Below are 21,976 nucleotides of genomic sequence, written 5' to 3'. Positions count from 1 at the left end.
ATCGGCGATCGGTTCTCGCATCCGCCTGCGAAATCGCACGGAAAGCTGGTTGAACATTGTTGATTGCCAAAATCCTGAGACAGCGCTATTTATTGCTCATGCTGCTGCCGGCGTTACTGCTGGTGTTCGTATTTTCATATGTTCCTCTGGCCGGCTGGATGATCGCATTCAAGAAATATCAGGTTGGACTTAGCGTGTGGGATGCCAAGTGGAGCGGGTTCGCCCAATTCAAGAACTTTTTTATGCAAAGCAGCGACTATGTATATTTGCTCCGAAATACGTTGGCCATGAATATGATGGTGATCGTCGCCAATTTATCGTTTGGCCTGCTGTTTGCCTTACTATTGAATGAAATTCGCTCCAGGGCGTTCGTCAAAGTGATTCAAACGGTTTCTTTCTTTCCTTTCTTCATATCCTGGGTGATCGTTTACTCGTTAACGCACGCCTTGTTTGCACCCACAACGGGAATTGTCAATGATCTGCTTGTGGGATGGGGCATTCTGGACGAAGGCTTAAACATTCTGGGTGATAAAAAGTATGCCTGGGCATTGATTGTCGGGCTGGAGGCATGGAAATCCGTAGGGTATATAAGCATCATCTTTATCGCGGCGATTTCAGCCATTCCGACCGATCAATACGAAGCTGCATCAATCGACGGCGCCTCGAGGTACGCCAAGATCTGGCATATTACCATTCCAAATTTGCTGCCGACGCTGGTCGTGCTGCTAATATTGAACAGTGGTTGGATTCTGAATTCAAATTTTGAGCAGTATTTCATGTTTACAAACCCCACTAACTGGGAAAAAATGGAAGTTTTCGATATGTACATTTACAAGTTTGGATTAAAGCAGCTTAACTTTCCCTATTCAACCGCAGTCGGGATTGTGAAGTCGGTCGTAAGTATTTTTATTATCCTCGCGGTAAACGCCTTCTCCAGAAGGGTAACGGGCAAGGGAATCTTCTAAGTAAGGAAGGAGCTCGCATGATAAAACGAACGCTGGGAGATCGGCTTTTTGACGGCGCCAACTATGCGGCTATGCTGATCATCTTCGTCATTATGGTTTATCCGTTTCTGTATATCATCAATTACTCGTTAAGCGATCCGGCGCTAATTAGCGGAAGCGCATTGCTGCTTCCCCAAAACCCGAATATCGACGCTTATGTGCTGGCTTTCAGCGATTCGAGCATTGTGAACGGCATCTTTATTTCCGTCGCGCGGACGATATCCGGGTCGGCGTTAATGATTTTCTTTACTTCGATGGCCGGCTATGTGCTGACACGGGACGATTTGATCGCCATCCGCTTTTTTCGCAGATTTTTCGTGTTGACCATGTATTTTTCGAGCGGCATCATACCCGCTTACATTCTGATGAATGAATTGCATCTTGCGGGGACGTTCCTCGTTTATATTCTTCCGTCCGCGGTGGCCGTATTTAACCTGATCCTGATTAAAACGTACATCGAGGGCTTGCCCAAAAGCCTGGAGGAATCGGCGCTTATCGATGGCGCGAACGATTTCCAGTTATTCTTCAGGATCATCTTTCCGATCAGCAAACCGGTTATTGCGGCAGTTGTCTTATTCGCATGCATCGCGCAATGGAACGCATTCATCGACACTCAATTTTACAATGCGATGAACACCGATTTATATCCGCTCCAATATGTCTTGTATAACGCTTTGCAATCCATTTCTTCCATCGAACAAATTACGATAGGGAGAAGGGTGCAGCATGTCACGCCGGAAAGCCTGAAAATGGCCATTACCGTTATTACGGTGCTTCCGATTATGCTCGTTTACCCGATTCTGCAAAAATATTTCATTAAAGGCTTGTTGATCGGCTCGATCAAAGGCTAATTCAATCGGATCAGGAGAATGAGACTATGAACAGAAAGCAAGTCAGACTGGGCGTGCTCGGTCTTGGACCTCGAGGAAGAGGGATCGCGAAGCTGTATGCACAGCATCCGAATTGCCGGATCGTGGCATTATGCGATCGGATAGCGTCCATGAACGAATTGGCGGCGGCGGAAATCGGCGATCCCGATGTGAAATGTTATACCGATTACGAGCAGATGCTCGCTTCGGAACCGATGGATGCCTTGTTCATCGCCGCCCCGCCCGACATCCAGGTTGAGATGGCTTGTTATGCGATGGAGCGGGGCATTCATGTCACGACGGAAGTGCCGGCGGCTTATACGCTGCAGCAATGCTGGGATCTCGTGCGTACGGTGGAAAAGACGGGAGTCAAATACCAGTTATCCGAACAAACGAGGTATTGGGGCTTTATCCGGCAATGGAAGGAGATGGCCGCGCGAGGCGATTTGGGCAAAATCCTGTTTGCAGAAGGAGAGTATCTGCATTTTGCGGACTGGGATTACTTTCTTGATCCTCAAACAGGCGAAAGGTTCAACGGCAGCGCCGCTCCGCCGGAGGGGCGTGAGGTAGAACGGACATGGCGCCAGAGACGCTATATCCATCCGATTTATTATCTCCCGCATACGCTTAGCCCGTTGTTAAGCATTACCGGGGGACGGGTGACACGAGTATCCTGCATGGGCACGCGGCCGGAAAGCTATTATGTGGATAACCTGGCTACCAGAGATATCGAAGTCGCGCTTATGCATACCGATAACGATGTGGTTTACAGAGTGGCGGTCGGCTTTACTTCCCCGCACGGCATGCGCAAGGAAACAGGATACCATTGGTATCAGGTGAAGGGAACGAACGGCTCGGTGGAATGGAACAGGACGGACTGCGATAAACCGAAGATGTGGACGGCGCACGACGGTCAATGGCGGGACATGGAGTGGAGCACGGACGTAGAAGGGGCAAGCGATTATATGAAGCAGAGCGGGCATGGCGGTTCTGACGGATGGCCAATCGAGAACTTCCTGCAAGCGATACTCGAAGACACGCCTATCGAGATGGACGTGTACAAGGCTGCGGAATGCGCCGCTCCGGCCATCTTGGCTGCCGAATCTTCCCATGAAGGCGGGACGTTGAAGGACGTTCCGGATTTCAGAAAGCGAGGGTAATGTCGTGAATATCGTGACTACATCTTTGACGGGGTACCTATATGATGATGCATTGTGCAGAGAGGCGAACGATAACGGACAAAATTATTGGTATGCCTATATAGCGGAAATGCTGGACGAAATCGGCCTGAGAGCGAGGAAGCTTTCGCAGCCGAATCTGGCCAGCGCCGAGGAGCTTGCCGGTCTGAAAGTTATATTCGTCGGCGATTGCAGCCTGTCGGACGAAGCTAAGCGGACACTGACTGAGTGGGTATCTGCCGGTGGGACGCTGATCGGATTTTCAACGAAAGAGGCGGATGAATTGTTCGGTGTGCGTCGAACCGGCTTAATCAAGCAGCCTGACGATGACTATACCGTATCCGCATACTACAAATTCAATGCTATCGGCGAAGCGGATGCCGATCCGTCATACAGCTTCCGGGGAGCGATGCTGCCGATCATGTCCGATGTGGAACTGGTAGAGTCCGCGGAGGAGAGCAGGCTGGGAACGCTGTTCAACGCCGGCAAGGGGAACACAGGCTGTGACGCAATCGTCAAAAGGAATTTCGGAGAAGGCACGACTTATTATTTCGCCTTCCATTTGCCGCAGACGATTTGGGTCATGCATCAGGGGAGACCTGTCGTCCGCGATATTGACGGCGATGGCTATTACCGGGTAGGCGATTCGATCGCTTTCGGCCGGTTGACGGATTTGAAGCTGCCCTATGCGGATTATTGGCTGCAGGCTCTCGAGCATATGATATCCGGCGTTCCGCAGCCGTTCATCCATCAGCTCCCGCCATTTGCGGATGGGACGCTGCCCGACCTCATGCTTCATTGCGCCGGGGATGACGAATGTACGCCTGGTATCCAAGTGAAAGCCTCGCATTACATGAAAAACAAAGGGCTTGCCTACCAACAAAACATTATGCCTTCACGCGAAGGCAAATTTGCCGTCGATCTCGATGAGTTCAACCAAATAAAAGCGAATGGGCACGACATATCCCTGCATTTCGATTTTGCCAAGCCGCATTATCATTTCACCGAAGCGGATATTAAGGAACAATTGGACCAATACCTGGCTGCTTTTGATGAGCTTCCTGTAGCTACCGTCAATCACTGTACGACGTTCACCGGATGGGCCGAACAGGCAAGATGGGCTTCGTCCTATGGCATAAAGGGGGATAATTCCAGAATTCACTCTTTTACGCCGCCATACAATCCGATCAATCAGCTGGGCTTCGGCTTCGGAACGGTGTATCCGCATTTCGTTTATGACGATTTTAAGCACGGCAATGCCAGAATCCCGTATGCCTATATCCCGATCGGTCTATATGAACCGAGAATTTATGAGGAAACCCGTGAATCGGACATAGGCACCATTCATAGCGCCATCGATCGGGCTACTTTCTTCGGTTGGACATTGAATGTCTTCCTGCATCCCATCTATATTGCGGATGATGACTGGAACAAAGAGTGCTTGCCGGCCATCGAGGAAATCGTCCGTTATATTGGAGAGAAGCGGTATCGTGCAATGCATTACTCTACGAGCCAACTATGTACATGGTGGTTTGAGCGCTCCGGGACGGACATCGAATATGGAGAATGGGGGAAAGCGGAGGACGGCCGGACGGTTTCGGCAAGCTTCAAGGTGACGACGGCAAGCCCGAGCGGTGTGTTTGTCAAGCTCCCGATTCCGGAAGGGAACTCGGTGACGGTAGGGAGTTCCGGAGCCGTAACCTACTTGCTGGATGGGGAATCGCGAGAGGGTACGATTCAGAGGCAGAACGGCATAGACAGGGCATTTTGCTACATTCCATGCGGTGAACATAGGGTTGAAGTTTTGTTCAATTTATCACCTCAAAAAATGGAGGAACTATGCGACTGAAACGATGGAACAAACAGTTGTTTTCAATGCTGCTAATTGTCTGTTTAGTCTTTTCGACGTTCGGTACGCTGTACGCGGCTGCGAATAATTCGGCGATTTCAGCAGCAAGCGCTTCCACCACCTCGGAACGTACGATCCCTTCAGACGTGATAGGCCACTGGGCGGAGAAGGAAATGCTCGAATGGTTGATCAAAGGACTGATTCACGGATACGAAGACCATACGTTCAAGCCGGACAATGAGGTTACACGAGGTGAGTTTTTGGCGCTTGTCAACCGATCCTTCGGCTTTACCGAGGAAGCCGCCGTAACTTTCGACGATGTGAAGAGTTCGGACTGGGAATACCAAGACGTCGCCAAAGCCGTCAAAGCCGGTTATATCCAAGGCTACGCGGACGGCACGATCGGTGCGGGGCGACAGATTAGCCGCGAGGAAGCTGCCGTCATCATCGCAAGGCTGCTCCATTTAAGCCAGACGGACGATCCTTCGGCCGTCAATGGGTTTAAGGACGCCGCACGTATTTCGGGATGGAGCAGGATGGCGGTCGGAGCGCTCCAATTGAAGGACATCATGAAGGGTTATGAAGACGGCAGCTTCCGTCCGGAAGCGTCCATCACCCGGGCCGAAGCGGTCGTCTCCCTCGATCGTGCCCTGAAACAGCCGGAATCGAACGTCCTCGATACGGCGGGCTTATACGGTCCGGCGGAAGGCATGCAGACGATAACCGGCGATGTAATCGTCAGAGCAGCCGGAGTGAAACTGCGGAATATGACCATCACCGGCAATCTGCTGCTCGCCGAAGGAATCGGCGAAGGAGACGTCTACTTGCAAGGCGTCACGGTGAAAGGAAAGACGACCGTCCAGGGCGGCGGCCGCAACAGCATTCATTTTGAAGACAGTGTGCTCGTCACCGTCATTGTCGACAAAAAAGACGGAACGGTCCGCATCGTTGCGGAAGGAACGACCGTGATCACCGAAGTCGTCCTGCTGTCCCCAGCCATCCTGGAAGAATCCGGGGCGACCGGCGAAGGGTTCACGACCGTCACCCTGACCAGCTCGCTTCCGGACCACTCGAAGGTGACGCTGCTCGGAACGTTCGAAAACGTTGATGTCGCAGCCGACTATATAACCGTCGAGCTTCCGAAAGGGACGATCGGTCGGCTGAACGTATCCGATTTGGCTGCCGGCTTCATTCTGAACATCGGAAGCGAAGGAAACGTGCTTTCGCTCATTCTGGATGCGGTCATTCAAGCGATTGGCCAAGGAAAGATCGTCAGCGCAACGATCAGCGAAAAAGCGAGAGCGTCGACATTCGAAAAACAGCCGGACAAAAAGGACGGCGCGGGAGCTTCCTCGACCCCGACCCCGGTTCCTGATTCCAGTCCGGGCGGAAATTCAACGCCTGAGCCTACCCCGATAGAGAGTAAGCTTACGGCGGCAAGCGCAGTGAACGGGATGATCACCGTTTCGTTCAACAACGCTCCGGCAGCCTCCCCGGCGATCGAACAGTTCACCGTATTGCGGTCGATCGACGAAGCGAGCGCCGTTACGGTCGTACCGACCGCGGTCGAGTGGGTTGCCGCCAGCAAAACGGCAAAATTGACTGTCCCTTTGGTACCGAATGGCGAATCGGCGCAAGCGGTTAGCTACTCCGTCGCTTATAACCAGACGGCTGCTTTGCATACGGCGCCGTTTCACGTTGCCGCTGCTGCCGGCAGCATATCGGGCATTGTGAAGGGGGCGGATCTCGCTCCTCTCGGCGGCGTAACCGTCGTGCTTGCCGGCCGGACGTCCGGAACGACGGTGACCGATGAGAATGGCAAGTATACGTTTGCCGATGTGCTTGCCGGTACCGATTACAGCGTGCAGGCATCTAAGGAAGGATACAAAACCGGCTCGCTGACCGGCATTGCCGTGTCGCACGCGGAGGACACCGTTCTTGCGGTTATCGCGCTGACGCTCTTCGTACCGGCTCCGCAAAGCGGCACCGTTACCGGCATTGTTTATGGGACGAATATGGGCGTGTTGTCCGGAGCATCCGTGACCGTAACCGGTTCGGTGTACTCGGGCCTAACGGATGACAGAGGCATATATATCATTCAGAACGTACCGATTGGAGAGCATACGATCACCGTATCGAAAACGGGTTATGCCGACGGCGTCTCTTCCCCGTTCCTTGTCGCTGACGGCGGCACGACGGTCGTAGACGTCACGCTTATCGAAGCCGCTCCTCCTCTGCTGCTCGTATCGAACGGCGAAGCCTTGTCGCTGGTCGTCGTTGCCGACGGGGCGCCTGAACAAACGGTCCAGGCAGCGCATACATTGGCCGATTATGTGAGGAAATCGACCGGGGTCCTATTGCCGGTTATGTCGGAAGCGGAGGTTGCTGCAGCGGGCGATGCGTTCTCCGGCAAGGTTCGTATTTACGTCGGCACGACTTCTCCGGAGGGCGATCCGCACATCACCGCGCAACTGGAAGCGCTTCTCGGTGACGGATACGTCATTCACCCGCACGGGCAAACATTGACGATCATCGGGCCGAAGGCGATCGGAACGGAATACGGCGTTTATGAGTTTCTGGAGCGCTATGTCGGCGTACGCTGGCTGCTTCCGGGAGAATACGGAGAGGATGTTCCGCAGCACGCCGAGCTGGCGATTCCCCTGAACGATGTGCGTGACCAGCCGGCGTACCTTTCGCGGGTGATGTATCCGCTCCAGTATGTGGACGTCGCCGGCAACAACCCGATCCGGTACGAATGGGGCGTACGCAATCGGCTGCGCAACCAGAACAATGGCTGGGACCATAACGTTTGGAGCTTTATCCACCCGGACTTGTACAAGGAGACACACCCCGAATTTTTCCCGCAGAAGGATGGAAAGCCTTACATTCCGGCGCTCCGCGGGGGGTGGCAGCCATGTTTTAGCAATGCGGCGACGATTCAGATCGCCGTCGACTGGATAATCGATTACTTCAGCAAAAATCCGGATGAGGAGTCCATGTCGCTAGCTGTAAACGACAGCGGCAATTTCTGCGAGGCGGACCCGTCTCACCCGAAGTATACAGGCAAGCTTAACTCGCTCGGAAGGCCTGATATGTCGGATATTTATTACGAGTGGGTGAACCAAGTCGCCGAAAAAGTACTGGAAGTGTTTCCGGACAAATGGTTCGGTGTGCTCGCCTATCAGGAAGTGTACGACCCGCCTTCATTCAAGCTGAATGACCGAGTTGTGCCGTATTTGACGAAAGACCGGATGGCTTGGAGCGATGCTGCGGTTCGCGCCGAAGATCAGCAGATTGTCGATAAATGGAACGAGAAAGCAGCCTATATCGGCTTCTACGATTACATTTACGCCAATCCGTATACGCTGCCGCGCGTGTACAATCAGTTAATGGCCGACAACTTGAAATACGGCAAGAACAACAATGCGATCGCCTTCTTCGGCGAGCTGAATCCGAACTGGGGTGAAGGGCCGAAGACGTGGCTGATTTCCAAACTGCTGTGGAATCCCGATCAAGATGCCGACGATTTGCTGAACGAATGGTATGAACGGGCGGTTGGGACGGAATCGGCGCCGTATTTGAAACTGTATTTCGACCACTGGAGCGATTTCTGGGAAAACCGGATTCAACAGACCGATTGGTTCCAAAGCCGCAAACGGATCGTCTACTTCATGTATGATTCGGCTGCATACCTATCGATCGTCACCGCCGAAGAAATTGCCCAAAGCCGGGTTTGGCTGGAAACCGCGCTTGACAAGGCGTTGACGACCGAGCAGAAGGCACGGGCGCAAATGCTGCTGGACGCATTCGGCTACTTCGAAGCCTCGGCGCTCAGCTACCCGAAGCCTGCTGCCCCTCTTACCAATACGCAGGACGCGCTGGAGCTTCTCGAACAATCGGTCGATTTCAAACAGGCGATGGATTATGCGGATAAACGGATTGAACTGGTCGAGCAGTTCAAGGACGATCCGGTGCTTTACCACTCGGTGGACCCGCAGTCGATCAATCTGGTCTGGTCGGGATTGAACGCAACCGCGTTCTGGAGGCTCGTCGATTATTTGAAAGATTATGAGGCGACGGGCGGTCCGGTGAAGGTGAGAGCGGCTGAGCTGGCGGCAAACGGAACATCCGAAGGAGTCCGCGTCTATGCCGGGCTGCTGATGAGTGCGGTCGACGAAGGACCAGCCAACCGGAACGCTTCTTTTGAAGAGGCTGGAGATTTGAGCAATGAACGGGTAACAGCCAAATACTGGGATGCGAACATCTTTAGTTATGGCAAGTTCGAGCGCAAGGAAGGATTTGCTTATACCGGCGATGCGAGCATTTACGTCCATAATTTCTACTCCGGTGACATCAATCAGACGGTCGACGCCCAGCCGGGACTGATCATTTCCCGCCTCAAATATTTCGTTTCTGCGGATACGAGGTCAGTCGGCACCATTTGGCTGGAACTGAATCTGCTCGATGAGAACGGTATTAAGCTGGCGACGATTCGAACCGACCAGCAGGCGTTCGCCAACTCGTTGGGCCGCTGGGAAACGATTCAGATTTTGGATAGAGTGCCGGCAAGAGTAAACGGCATTCCGGTCAAGAAGGTGCAGATGGCGGCTATTGTGAACGGCTTCTTCGAAGGCGGTACGCTCTATATCGACGACTTCGAGCTTTATATGGCGAACGAACCGAGCCAAGTGCCGTATCTTGCTTCGGCAACGGCGGAAAACGGCAAAATAACCGTTGTGTTCAACAAAACGCCCGAGCAGTCTCCGACAGCAGCAGACTTTACAGTGACGCATTTCGCAGGCGTTGAGCCGGTAACGCTGACGCCAGAGGTCGTGTGGGATGCAGCCTCCAAAACCGCAGTGCTGACTATACCGGAAGCCGAATTAAAGCCGTGGGAACAGAACATCAAGTATGAAGTGGCGTACAGTGGTGTCGATACGATCTCGACAAATGCCGTAGCGCTTCCGAGATTGAGCGGGTACACATCGGTCATGACGAACACGTCTTTCGAGCAGTGGACCGACGGAAGTCCAGACGGCTGGTGGCTCTGGGGCGAAGGCTTTTACCGTGCCGATACCATCAAACGGAGCGGTCAATACAGCCTGGCCATCGACGGGGTATATCCTGCCCAGAATGCGGCTGGAGGCGCAGCGCCCATTCAGGAATTATCCGAAATTGCCCCGGGTCATTATTATGGCGTCTTCCACTTTATGACCTTGGCAGAAACGGAAGGTACCTTAAGTCTCAACGTTTGGTTAAGGGATAGTGCCGGGAATTGGATTAACGGAGCAGTTGCAAGTTCGTCACTTGTTCAGGCCGCCACGTCCAACGGCAAGTGGAGGACCGTCTCCTTCGAGTTCGATGTGCTGCCCGAATATGACGGCAAGCAGGCAGCCGCCGCCCAGGTGCTTCTGCACATGCTCGATTTCAAAAAGGGAGAGAGGATCTACTTTGACGATGTGGAGCTGATCCGTCAAGAAGATGTGCCGTATCTCGCTTCCGCATCGGCGGAGAACGGCGAAATAACCGTTCTGTTCAACAAAATACCCGAGCAACCTCCGACAGCTGCAGATTTTGCCGTGACGCAGTTCGCAGAAGGCGAGTCTCTGACACTAACACCGGAGGTGGCGTGGGACGCAGCCTCCAAAACCGCAGTGTTGACTATGCCGGGAGTCGAGTTAAAGCCGTGGGAACAAAGTGCCAGCTATGAAGTGACGTACAGTGGTGTCGATACGATTTCGACAAATACTGTAGCGCTCCCGAGATTGAGCGGGTACACATCGGTCATGACGAATACATCTTTCGAGCAGTGGACCGACGGAAATCCAGACGGCTGGTGGCTCTTGGGAGAAGGCTTCTACCGTACCGACACCGTCAAACGGAGCGGTCAATACAGCCTGGCTATCGACGGGGTGTATCCTGCCCAGAATGCGGCTGGAGGCGCAGCGCCCATTCAGGAATTATCCGAAATTGCCCCGGGTCATTATTATGGCGTTTTCCACTTTATGACCTCGGCAGAAACGGAAGGTACCTTAAGTCTCAACGTTTGGATAAGGGATAGTGCCGGGAATTGGATTAACGGAGCACTTGCAAGTTCGCCACTTGTTCGGGCCGTCACGTCCAACGGCAAGTGGAGGACCGTCTTCTTCGAGTTCGATGTACTGCCCGATTATGACGGCAAGCAGGCAGCCACCGCCCAGGTGTTTCTGCACATGCTCGATTTCAAACGGGGGGAGACGATCAGCTTTGATGATGTGGAGCTGATCCGTCAGGACGCGGGGCTTTGAAACCATAAGTAAAACGGCAATGCCTCTCTGCGATTCGGGGAGGTATTGCCGCCATAACAACAAAGGAGCCATCTATGAAAATTGCATCCGTTGAGGTTGTTCCTGTTCGTCTACCTCATTATAAAGCGGCGAGCGACAGCTTGGGTACGTACTCATTTTCCAATCATGGCATTGTTATCATTCGGACTGAATCCGGCCTTTATGGCGCCGGTGAAATTGCCCTTGCATGGTTTGGGGGAGCACATTCCATATGCCGGGAAGTAAATGAATTTTGGGCGGATCAGTTGATCGGGCAAGAAGTGACCGACATTGCGGCGATTAGCAAAAAGCTGGATGAATTGTCGGACTTCTCTAAACGCCACCTGCTGGCGAAAGCGGGCATTGAAACGGCTTTGTACGATTTAATAGGAAAAATGACGCAGCTTCCCGTGTACCAACTGCTCGGGGGAAAATCAAGGACACGTATTCCAATCACAGGAGCGATCCATATCGATTCGCTTGACATGATGGTGGAAACGGCGAAACAAAGGGTTTCCGAAGGATTCAAGGAGCTAAAAATTAAAGTTGGCCTGGACGACGAGAAGGATCTTAAGGCCATTCGGCAAATCCGCAACGCGATTCCCGACCCGGTTCTGCTGCGTGTAGATGCAAATATGGCTTGGCGCACTAAAAAACAGGCTAAAAAGCTCATCGATGAAATGTTCGCCTTTGGGGTGCACATCGTCGAACAACCGTTAAGGGACGATTGTCTGGATGAGTTATCCTGGCTGCGGGACAACACGGAGGCTCTCATCTTGCTTGACGAAAGCGTATGGGATATTTGTGATGCTAAACGATGTCTGGAGAAAGGAGCCGCGGATTTGCTTCATGTCTATGTCTCGGAAGCCGGCGGACTGAACGGAGCCCGGAAAATATTCGAGCTTGCAGAGCTGTATAACATCGATTGCACCCTGGGTTCCATGCCGGAAGCCCGCATCGGCTCTTCTGCATCGGCGCAGCTGGGTATAGCGATGGGCAATTTGTCGGCATTCGCTTCCGACGTTCGAGGGTTTACTGCTTATCGCGAAGATGTTGTACATGAAGAGTTGATCATTGCAGACGGATATTTAACGATTCCAGACACACCAGGTCTTGGCGTCACAATCGATTTTGAAAAGCTTAAGAAACTGGCCGTTCAGTAATGAAGCTTCTCTTATTGTTCAGAGCATGATGGCCAAGTGTGGAATGGCCGTTAAAGAGATTGGGGCCCGCCAGGAGGAGAGAAGATGGTTTTTGATTGTCATACCCATTTAGCCGAGAGGCATCATATATCGGGTTCATTTTTAAGGGCTGCCCAGCGGGCATGGGGGGAAGATTTTCGTCTGGCTTGTACGCCTGCCGAGCATAGAGAGGCCATGAAGCAGTGCAGTGGCGCCATTGTGCTGGCATTCGATGCTCCGGCTGTAGGCTTCGAGGTGCCAAATGAGTACGTGGCTCACTATGTAAGCGAAAACCCGACCCGATTATTCGGATTTGCGAGTGTAGACCCCAACCGGGCAGGCGCCCCGGCAATACTGGAAACCTGCATCAAGGATATGAATTTGAAGGGATTAAAGCTAGGCCCCATCTATCAAAATTTTCACCCGCTGGATAACTATTGTTTTCCCCTCTATGCGAAGGCGCAGGAATTGAAGGTGCCCATTTTGTGGCATCAGGGCACATCATTTGTACCGGAAGGACCTTTGGAAAAATCAAGGCCGGCCGATCTGGACCCTGTAGCGAGAGCTTTTCCTCATTTGAAAATGATTATTGCCCATCTCGGGCATCCCTGGACCGGGGAAGCGATCAGTGTTGTCAGGAAGCATCCGAACTTGTTCACCGATATTTCCGCACTGGCCGGCCGCCCGTGGCAAGCCTACAATGCTCTGATTGAAGCTGTTGAGTATGGTATTGAAGATAAACTGTTATTTGGAACGGACTTTCCGTTTTTTGATACTAACCATACGCTTAAGACGTTATATGCCTTGAATGATATGGTGGCAGGGACTAATTTGCCGCGAATTCCCGATAGAGTGATCGATAATATGGTGAACAGAAATACGATCGAATTATTGGGGTTAGCCTGACGGGGGAGGAAGAAAAAAGATGAATAGCACCAAAAAGTTTATGCTGGAGCGCGGGTTTCCCGAAGGCGATCTCCATCATCTGCCCAGCTCGACCAAAACGTTTCCGGATGGTGCTCAGTACCGTATCGAAATCCCTTCCGTGGAAGGACCGAAAGCGCTGCTGTCTGTGATAGAGGCTGCCAAGGAATACGAAGTTGTCGTCCACCGTATTTCGCAAGGTAGCGGCATTATGCTGCTGACGGATGACGAAATTCAGGAGATGGCGCGCATTGGCAAAGCAAATCATATGGAAATCAGCCTGTTTGTCGGCCCTCGCGCAACCTATGACATTTATGCGCAGACGCTGACTCCGGGCGGAAAGAGCATCGGGCTTCGTTCGTCCGGGATGGACCAGGTCATTTATGCCATTGAAGATGTGAAACGAGCGTGCGCGTTAGGCATACGCGGCGTGCTTGTCGCCGATGAAGGTGTGTTATGGGCGGTGAATGAATGCAAGAAAGCCGGGGAGCTTCCAAGCGATCTAGTGGTTAAGGTGTCCGTGTCGATGGGGGCCTGTAACCCGATTTCGATTAAGCTGATGGAGGGTTACGGGGCGGACACGTATAACGTGCCTACCGATTTGACGTTGGCTAAGTTAGCCGCAATTCGACAGGCTGTCGATATCCCTATCGATCTTTATGTGGAAGTGCCGGATGATTTCGGCGGCTATATCCGTTACTACGAAATTGTTGAAATCATTCGTGTGGCTGCTCCAGTGTATATTAAGTTTGGTCTGCGAAATTCCCCTAATATTTACCCTTCAGGCACTCATCTGGAGGAAACGGCCGTAAGGCTTTCACGCGAACGGGTGCGCCGGGCTAAAATAGGTTGCGACTTTATCAAGCGTTATCATCCCGAACTGAAAATGTCAGATCCTCAGGCCGTGGACCTGGGACTTCCTTGCAGCTGACGGCTTTCTTATTGAAGTGGGAGGCCTGCTGCTAGAGACTGCGTTATAAGGAAGGATAGAGTCTAATGAACGAATCGCTTCGCATTGGCGTTATCGGCTGCGGCGATATTGCCGCCACCCGGCATATTCCCGCGTTATCGGCTTGTTCGGATGTACGATTAGCAGCGCTCTGCGACGCGGATCTTCAGCGGGCAAGGCATCTGGCAGAGCAATATCAGGTACCGATTGCGACTGCCGATTATCGGGAGCTGCTGCAAAACGAATCATTGGATGCGGTTGTCATTTGCACGCCTCCGTGGGTGACGCCTCATTTGACCATGGAGAGTCTGCAGGCGGGCAAACATGTTTTGTGCGAAAAACCGATGGCTGTAGATGTAAACACAGCCGAAAAGGTGCGGGAAACAGAGCGTGCAACAGGATACAAGGTTCAAGTCGGATTTACATACAGACATGGCCCGCTTCTTGAAACCTTGAGAGAGTGGATTAAGCAAGGGAAGCTCGGATCGCCGCTTGTCTATCGATTGGGTATTTTTGATGAAAGTTGGGACCCGACGGGCAATCCGGAGCATTATGATCGAATCTATCGAACCATGCAGCATGGATCGCCCTCGATTCACGATGGTGCTCATGTTGCCGATTTTCTACAGTTTCTTGCGGAATCTCCGGTGACGGCAGTAGAGTCTTTCGGTATTCGTACACGTACAGAGTTCCCAACGACGAATTACGATCTTTCGGTTATCCGTTTTGAGAATGGGGATATTGCCAAAGTAGAGATTGGCTGGTTTCTCCCGAAATTCCCTAAAGGAGAATTCGAGATCGTGGGCCCCAAAGGCATCGCCATTTTTGACCGCTTCGACCAATATGTACAGTTGAAGACGGGCGAGATTACAGAAACCGTCAAGCTGGAGGAAGACTGGGCGGCTTCCTGCTTCAGCATTCAATTGGGTAAATTTATCGCGAGTATTCGTACAAATACTCCGTGTGTTCCTGGGGTTGATGAGGGAATCGGAAGCCTCGCGCTCACGAAAGCCATAGAGAAGAGCCTTAGAGAACGATAAAACCATTCAAGAAGGAGACCGGACTATGATAGATCAACCCGATCTTGAACAAGAGAAGCTACCGACAACCTATCTTAATTATATAGACGGCGTCTGGCAGGCATCCGGGACAGGGCGGTTGCTTCGGAATGTAAACCCTGCCGATACCCGGGAGACTGTCGGGTTTGTTCAAGAGTCCGACGCGGAAGATGTGAATGCGGCGGTGCGTGCTGCGAAGCAAACATTCGGCGCGTGGAAGCGGCTATCCGGTATGCAGCGGGCCGCTTATTTGATCAAAGCGGCGGACCTGCTTGATGAACGAAAAGCAGACATCGCGCAGACGATGACCCGTGAGATGGGTAAAACGTATGCCGAGGCATTCGCGGAAACGGCGCGGGGGACCGCGATACTGCGGTATTATGCCGGAGAAGGATTGCGCAAAACCGGCGATGTGATTCCTTCGGGGGAGAGCACAAACCTGTTATTTACCACTCGCGTGCCGTTAGGCGTCGTGGGCGTCATCACGCCGTGGAATTTTCCGGTTGCGATTCCGCTATGGAAGCTGGTGCCGGCCCTTGTCTACGGAAATACCGTTGTCCTGAAGCCTGCCGCCGAAACGGGAATTACGGCCGCCAAAATCGTTGAAGCATTTGCGGATGCAGGCTTTCCTCCGGGCGTTATCAATATGGTAACAGGAAGCGGAACTGGGGTTGGACAGGCGCTTGTGGAGCACCCCGATGTACAGGCCATTACATTTACGGGATCGAATAACGTCGGAAAGCGCATCGGGATATCGGCACTTTCCCGAGGGGCGAAGGTCCAGCTTGAAATGGGCGGCAAAAATCCGGTTATCGTAACGGAGCATGCCGATCTCGATCAAGCTGCGGAACTGACGATCGCCGGCGCCATGCGCTCAACCGGACAAAAATGCACGGCAACCAGCAGAGTAATCGTACTAAGCCGTATTTATGAGCCGTTCCTTGAACGATTGGTGGAAAGGATCAAGCGGATCAAGATTGGAAACGGTATGGACGCGGATACATGGATGGGGCCGCTAGCCGGCAAAGCTCAATTAGAGAGAGTGCTTGGATTTATTCAGAAGGGTAAAGAGGAAGGAGCCCGTCTTCTTATCGGGGGCGGGCAGCCCCAGGGCGAATGCTTTGCAAACGGGTATTTCGTCGAGCCTACCTTGTTCGATGAAGTGCGATCGGAGATGACAATCGCCCAGGAGGAAATTTTTGGCCCTGTATTGGTGCTGATGAAGGCGGACACGTTGAAAGAGGCGATTCAACTGGCCAATGATGTTCGCTTTGGGCTTAGCGCTTCGCTGTTCAGCAAGAACCTGTCGGAAACGATGATATTTATTCAGGAGATTGAAGCAGGACTTGTCCGCATCAATGGAGAAAGTGCCGGCGTTGAGCTGCAAGCGCCCTTTGGCGGCATGAAGCAGTCAAGCTCGCATTCCCGTGAACAGGGCCAGGCAGCCATTGAGTTTTTTACGGCCGTAAAGACAGTTACAATGAGCGGCTAGTCGTTATCGCGATCGCCGACCATCTAAGAATTCGCCTGCATCTATTTTCTCACTTGGGAAGAGGAGGATGGAGCATGGAAGAGCGTAATGGGCAAATGATTCAAGGGAATACGGAGGGCCCGACTGAAGCGTCCGGCAGGTTGAGCAGGAGAAGCTTGTTAGCCTATATTGGCGTTGCCGGAGCTGCGGCTGTAACCAGCGGCTGGCCTGCAGCAAGAACGGCGTTCGGGCAATCGCCACCGGTTACGGATTATAGCAACCCCATGAGCGGCAGTAGCGAAATGACGCTCGCTTGCAGCAGCATCTGCGTGACTACAATTGCCGAACTCCGCGTCTTAACGGCCCCAGATCCGGACATTGTCTACTATGTTAAGGACACGGGACAGGAAGGCCATTTTACTTTCGATGCCGCTGATACCGTATCGGCGGATAATATGGGCACGATACTCGTTTCAACTTCCGGAGACAGGTTCAAACGATCGTTTGTCGCTGGGGTCGTCCATGTGAAATGGTTCGGCGCCAAGGGTGACGGAACGACAGACGATACAGCCTCCATTCAAGCGGCAATGGACAGCATTCCGCATGGAGGGACCGTCTTTTTCGCTGAGGGTACTTATCGGACGACTTCGCGGCTTATTGTACGCTGCTCCAATATTACATTATCGGGGAACGGCAACCGAAATATCCAGACTCCGATCACCCTATTCGACTCCAAGGTGCCTGCAACCCTGCACGCCGATCATACGGGCGACTGCGTGTGGCTTTCCCACACAAATCCGATAAACGGATTTAAAGCTAGCGGCCTTACGTTCGCAACCGGCGGTTCCGGACGATTGAAGGCCAAGCGATGCTTCGGATTCGACCTTGGGGGTAGCGGTCAATTTAGCAGGGACATTCTTTGCGAGAAAATATCCGTGCAAGGATTCGAAACGGCTTTCGATCTCTACGCCAGCTCGGCCAGTTCGGGAAGCGAAGCGTCGATGGGGGTCATTCGGATCATCCAATCCTCGACCATGCATAATAATTGGATTGCCAAAACCTCATTCGGCCACTGGAACAGCTTTATTTATGAGTTGAATGAAGGGGGGCAGAACGGTTATAGCGAGCCCGGTCAGGGAGGCATTCATATTGAGGGGCATAATGTTTCGATTTGTCACAATGTGCTGGAAGGACAACGGGATCCGATCAAAGTTTCGAACTCGTATCGCGGCCTCGTGATCAAAAACAATTATTTCGAAGCGAATGTTGGCAACGCGTGCATCGAAGTATGGGGTTCAAGAGGGCCGTTCGATATCGGCGAGAACTTTTACTACGGGACCATGACATCACATCGCGTCTATTTGTTTGCGACCGCTCCCGGGCGATGCTCGGATCCTTATTGGCCGCAGCACACGAATAAGATGGACTTTACGACCGGAATGGTGATGTCCGAACGGCTGCTCAACAATAGCGTCTCGATAACGTATTCACGATCCGATTGTTTGCAGCCCGCTTTTATCGATCCGCCGGCTTATCAGTCGGTATCCGCTACGGTTTCCTATAATCATGCAAGCCGAACGCCGGTACACGAAACGGGGTTGCTTTCGAGAACCGGGGTTACGAGCGGAACGGGAATCGTGACCGACTTGCGGAACATCCAGATCGATGCAGGAAAATGGGTAGTCGTATGCTGGACGCTTAAGCAAAACAGCACGCCAGCCGAACCGTATCTAAATATCAGATTAAACGATAACGGAATGTCCGCGCAACAGATCGAGGATTTTAATGTATACGGCTACGGCGACGCTTTCCGCAATGGCCAGTGGGCGACCATAACGGCTGCCATCAAGGCGGGACAGTCGGCGAGCAATGCGATGCTTTATTACTATCCGTTCGGAATATCCCCCGCGAGCGGCTTAGAATTCGAGTACTTCTCTCCAGTAGTGTATACGGTAGATGATGTGAACGATATTCGGCCGTATTTTCCTCTTCAAACCTATCGGACTTTGACCTCGGCTCCCGAATATGGGGTTTGGCGCACGGGGGAACAAATCTTGAATCGTTCACCGGCTGGGGGAGGTTATGTCGGGTGGGTTTGTACGGAAGGCGGCAAAGCGCATACAGCTTCAATAGGAACCTTAACGCTCGGTAGCAATCAAATAACGGGCCTAACCAATATATCAGCTTGGATGGTTGGTGACGAGATTAAAGGACAGGGAATACCGGCAGCTGCGAAAATAACGGCTGTAAATCCCGGACTAGGGGCGCTTTCAATCGATGCCGCCGCAACGGCGTCAGGTTCTATCTCATTATTCGATGCCATGTTTAAGCCTTTCGGGGGTGTGACGAACTAGCTCACCGGCTGCAGCGCGCGAACCGCGCGGACGTATGCAGGATGGCGCCGAGTGAAACGACGGCCCAAGTGTGGCGATACAAGGTTCGAGCGCAAGGTCTAATTTTATACTAAAGCGAGGTTGATGAAACATGCTCTCCTGCGGAATGGCGGAAATGGATATTACGCCGGCGCTGCAAAGCTCCATGCCCGGTTACTTCAATGATCGCAAATCGACCGGCGTGATGGACGCTCTGTTCGCGAAGGCGCTCATTGCCGAAACGGAGAAAGGGATTGCGGCATGGGTCGCCCTGGATTGCATCGACTTGCCGCGTCGCGTCGTGCTCGGCATTCGGGAGCGAATACATAAAGAAACGGGCATACCGGAGTCTTCCATCATGGTGTCCGCAACGCATACGCATACCGGTCCGCCGGTCGTGACCTATTCGTTTATATCAGCTGACGAGGCATATTTGAAGCTGCTGACGGAGAAGGGAGCGGATGCGGCCATCGTCGCCTACCGGACCAGAAAACAGGCGCGGATCGGCTTCGCTTCCGGTACGGAGGCGGACATTGCCTTTAATCGGCGGTTCTGGATGAAGGACGGCAAAGTCAAGATGAATCCGGGCGTCGGCAATCCCGACATTGAACGGCCGGAGGGGCCGATCGATCCGCAAGTGCTGGTCGTACGGATCGACGATGCGGACGGCAACCCGATCGGGGTTGTGACGAATTACGCCTGCCATACCGATACGGTCGGCGGCACGCTGTACAGCGCCGATTACCCGGGAGAGCTGAGCGCGTCGCTGAAACAGGTGCTCGGCGCGCAGGTCGTCAGTCTTTTCTGGATGGGCGCCAGCGGCAATATCAATCATATCGACGTCAGCGGCAAGTGGCCCATACACCAGGAGCATCATCGGGTGATGGGACGTGTCCTCGCCGGAGAAGTGCTGAAGACGAGGGAGAAGGCTTTGTTAACGGACGACGTAGAAATCGGCGTAGGGCAGGTAGGTTTTCAAATCGCCTGCCGGTTTCCGAGCGAATCGGAGGTAGAGCAGGCGCGGCAGCGCCTCGTCTCGGATACGGAAAGCCAGGTAAGGAAGACGTTCGCCGCCGAAGTGTTGTTGGCTTATGAGCATGGCGAGCAGATTGCGGATATTGAGCTTCAAGCGATCAAGCTTGGGCCTTTTGCCGTAGTCGGCTGCCCGGGAGAGCTTTTTGTCGAACTGGGACTGGCGATCAAAGCGGCGTCTCCGTTCCCTTACACGGCGGTCAATGAGTTGAGCAACGGCTCCGCTTTCGGTTACATCTGCACGCGCGAAGCGTTTGCTAACGGCGGCTACGAGCCTCGGTTGACGTCCAACAACCGGCTGCCTTCGGGAACAGGCGAGTTGTTCGTCGAGCGGGCGATCGAGCTTTTAAACAAGATCAGCGGATAATTTATTTAAACAGAGGTATCCTCTATGGACAACGAAACGGTTCGGTTCGGGCGTTTGAACACTTGTACGTTTGACGAGGCCTTGTCGCTTTGGAATCGCGGCTTCTCCGGCTATTATTCGGACATGACGAGGAGTTTGGAACAGCTGCTGGCCAGCTTCGCAGGCAGCTCGATCAAGCCGTCGTTGTCGGTTGTAGCGTTTGTTGGCGATGATCCTGCCGGGTTCCTATTTCTCGCGACCAAGACGGTTGACGGCGCAAAATGGGCCTGGAACGGGGGCACCGGAGTGGCGCCGGAGTATCGCGGGATAGGAATCGCCAAGGCGCTCATGCGGGAGGCGCAGCAGGTGATCGCGGCGGAAGACGTAGCTGGAGGGAACGTTGATCGCATTCGCCGCGAGCTGCATCATTATTCGGAACTGAGCTTTCAGGAATTTCGCACGCGAGCAGAGTAACGGAGGAGCTGCGCAAGCTGGGCCTCGAGGTGCGGTGCAATGCAGAGTGGCTTTAAGCAATGAATGTTTATTTCAATCTTTGACTGATATCGGTAGCGACTGGGGGATACAGCTATGACTGAAATCCATATGCATCATTTAACACGGGAAGATATTTCACAGAGGGCGAAGGCCGGGTGTGCCGTTGTGGTCCCGCTTGCCGCGACAGAGCAGCACGGTCCGCACTTGCCTGTGTATACGGACAGCCTGATTTGCGAGCATGTGGTTTCCGGCGCCGTTCGTCAAGCGGCTGATATGGCAGATATTCTGATGGCACCGGTCCTGACAATCGGCTGTTCGGAGCATCACCTTTCCTTCGGCGGCACGCTCTCCTTTACTTCGGCAACCTATTTGCAGGTACTGCGGGATGTCGGGGAAAGCTTGGTGACGGACGGCTTCCAAAAAATTATTTTTGTGAACGCGCACGGCGGCAACGCTCCGATGATGCTTCAGACGATAAATGATCTGGTTGTCAAGCACCGGATATGGGGAGCATGCGCCTCTTACTGGAGCGTGTCCGGCTCTGTGCTGGATACGCTGCAAGCGTCCGATACAGGGCTGGTTCCCGGACATGCGGGCGGCTTTGAAACCTCGGCCATTTTGGCGCTTCGGCCAGAACTGGTAAGAACCGACCGTTTGGAAACGGACCATCCGATCCGGGAATGGATTCACGGTGGGACCCCCGGCACGTTTATAGGGAAGCACGGAGAGCTGACCGGCCTGGACGGATATACCGATGCTCCATACCGGGCGACAGCAGCGGCGGGCCGTATCTATTTGGATGCGATCACGAAGTGTGTTGCGGAGTGGCTGGTAACAACCGTGCAGACGATGGATGAACATGGAAGCTTTGCATCAAGGGCGAAGAGTGGAAACACCAGAGCTTATGCTTGATTAGTAGTAACGAAGAAATGAAAGAGAAAGG

The 21,976-nt window shown here is 53.1% G+C and carries 14 protein-coding genes; all 14 read left to right on the top strand.

Annotation, left to right across the window (positions count from 1 at the left end; genetic code table 11):
• Window positions 1–59 precede the first annotated feature (59 nt).
• The 14 genes from DQG23_RS26790 (at window position 60) to DQG23_RS26725 (ending at window position 21,945) form a co-directional block, all read left to right on the top strand.
• Window positions 60–965: an ABC transporter permease subunit gene (locus DQG23_RS26790; protein ID WP_146762388.1), complete on the top strand. Its 906-nt coding sequence runs from the start codon at window positions 60–62 to the stop codon at window positions 963–965.
• Between the two features lie 17 nt (window positions 966–982).
• A complete protein-coding gene (locus DQG23_RS26785) occupies window positions 983–1,855 on the top strand; it encodes a carbohydrate ABC transporter permease (RefSeq protein ID WP_113034102.1) in 873 nt (290 codons plus the stop codon).
• Window positions 1,856–1,881: 26 nt separating this feature from the next.
• Window positions 1,882–3,033 carry a Gfo/Idh/MocA family protein gene (locus tag DQG23_RS26780; protein WP_113034101.1) on the top strand — a complete coding sequence of 384 codons (1,152 nt, stop codon included), beginning with the start codon at window positions 1,882–1,884 and terminating at the stop codon, window positions 3,031–3,033.
• A gap of 4 nt (window positions 3,034–3,037) precedes the next feature.
• Window positions 3,038–4,900 carry a hypothetical protein gene (locus tag DQG23_RS26775; protein WP_113034100.1) on the top strand — a complete coding sequence of 621 codons (1,863 nt, stop codon included), beginning with the start codon at window positions 3,038–3,040 and terminating at the stop codon, window positions 4,898–4,900.
• Window positions 4,891–11,187 carry a DUF4838 domain-containing protein gene (locus DQG23_RS26770; RefSeq protein WP_113034099.1) on the top strand — a complete coding sequence of 2,099 codons (6,297 nt, stop codon included), beginning with the start codon at window positions 4,891–4,893 and terminating at the stop codon, window positions 11,185–11,187. Before DQG23_RS26775 ends, DQG23_RS26770 begins: the two co-directional genes overlap by 10 nt.
• Before the next feature lie 74 nt (window positions 11,188–11,261).
• Window positions 11,262–12,368: a mandelate racemase/muconate lactonizing enzyme family protein gene (locus DQG23_RS26765; protein WP_113034098.1), complete on the top strand. Its 1,107-nt coding sequence runs from the start codon at window positions 11,262–11,264 to the stop codon at window positions 12,366–12,368.
• Window positions 12,369–12,452: 84 nt separating this feature from the next.
• A complete protein-coding gene (locus DQG23_RS26760; protein ID WP_113034097.1) occupies window positions 12,453–13,292 on the top strand; it encodes an amidohydrolase family protein in 840 nt (279 codons plus the stop codon).
• 19 nt (window positions 13,293–13,311) lie between these two features.
• Window positions 13,312–14,241 (top strand): U32 family peptidase, encoded by a 930-nt coding sequence (locus DQG23_RS26755; RefSeq protein ID WP_113034096.1) that lies wholly within the window; start codon window positions 13,312–13,314, stop codon window positions 14,239–14,241.
• Window positions 14,242–14,306: 65 nt separating this feature from the next.
• Complete coding sequence (locus DQG23_RS26750) at window positions 14,307–15,299, top strand: Gfo/Idh/MocA family protein (RefSeq protein ID WP_113034095.1); 993 nt, start codon at window positions 14,307–14,309, stop codon at window positions 15,297–15,299.
• Window positions 15,300–15,324: 25 nt separating this feature from the next.
• Window positions 15,325–16,809, top strand: coding sequence for an alpha-ketoglutaric semialdehyde dehydrogenase GucD (gucD, locus tag DQG23_RS26745; protein WP_113034094.1), 1,485 nt, complete (start codon window positions 15,325–15,327; stop codon window positions 16,807–16,809).
• Between the two features lie 74 nt (window positions 16,810–16,883).
• Entirely contained in the window at window positions 16,884–19,142 is a 2,259-nt protein-coding gene (locus DQG23_RS26740; protein ID WP_192894640.1) for a glycosyl hydrolase family 28-related protein, read from the top strand.
• A gap of 130 nt (window positions 19,143–19,272) precedes the next feature.
• Entirely contained in the window at window positions 19,273–20,559 is a 1,287-nt protein-coding gene (locus tag DQG23_RS26735) for a neutral/alkaline non-lysosomal ceramidase N-terminal domain-containing protein (RefSeq protein WP_113034093.1), read from the top strand.
• 24 nt (window positions 20,560–20,583) lie between these two features.
• The gene (locus tag DQG23_RS26730) at window positions 20,584–21,012 is read left to right on the top strand and encodes a GNAT family N-acetyltransferase (protein ID WP_113034092.1); all 429 of its coding nucleotides are present in this window, start codon (window positions 20,584–20,586) and stop codon (window positions 21,010–21,012) included.
• Window positions 21,013–21,126: 114 nt separating this feature from the next.
• Complete coding sequence (locus DQG23_RS26725; RefSeq protein ID WP_113034091.1) at window positions 21,127–21,945, top strand: creatininase family protein; 819 nt, start codon at window positions 21,127–21,129, stop codon at window positions 21,943–21,945.
• Window positions 21,946–21,976 lie beyond the last annotated feature (31 nt).

It is taken from the genome of Paenibacillus contaminans, from assembly GCF_003285015.1.
Classification (GTDB): domain Bacteria; phylum Bacillota; class Bacilli; order Paenibacillales; family NBRC-103111; genus Paenibacillus_V; species Paenibacillus_V contaminans.
This window is presented reverse-complemented; position numbering and strand designations above follow the sequence as displayed.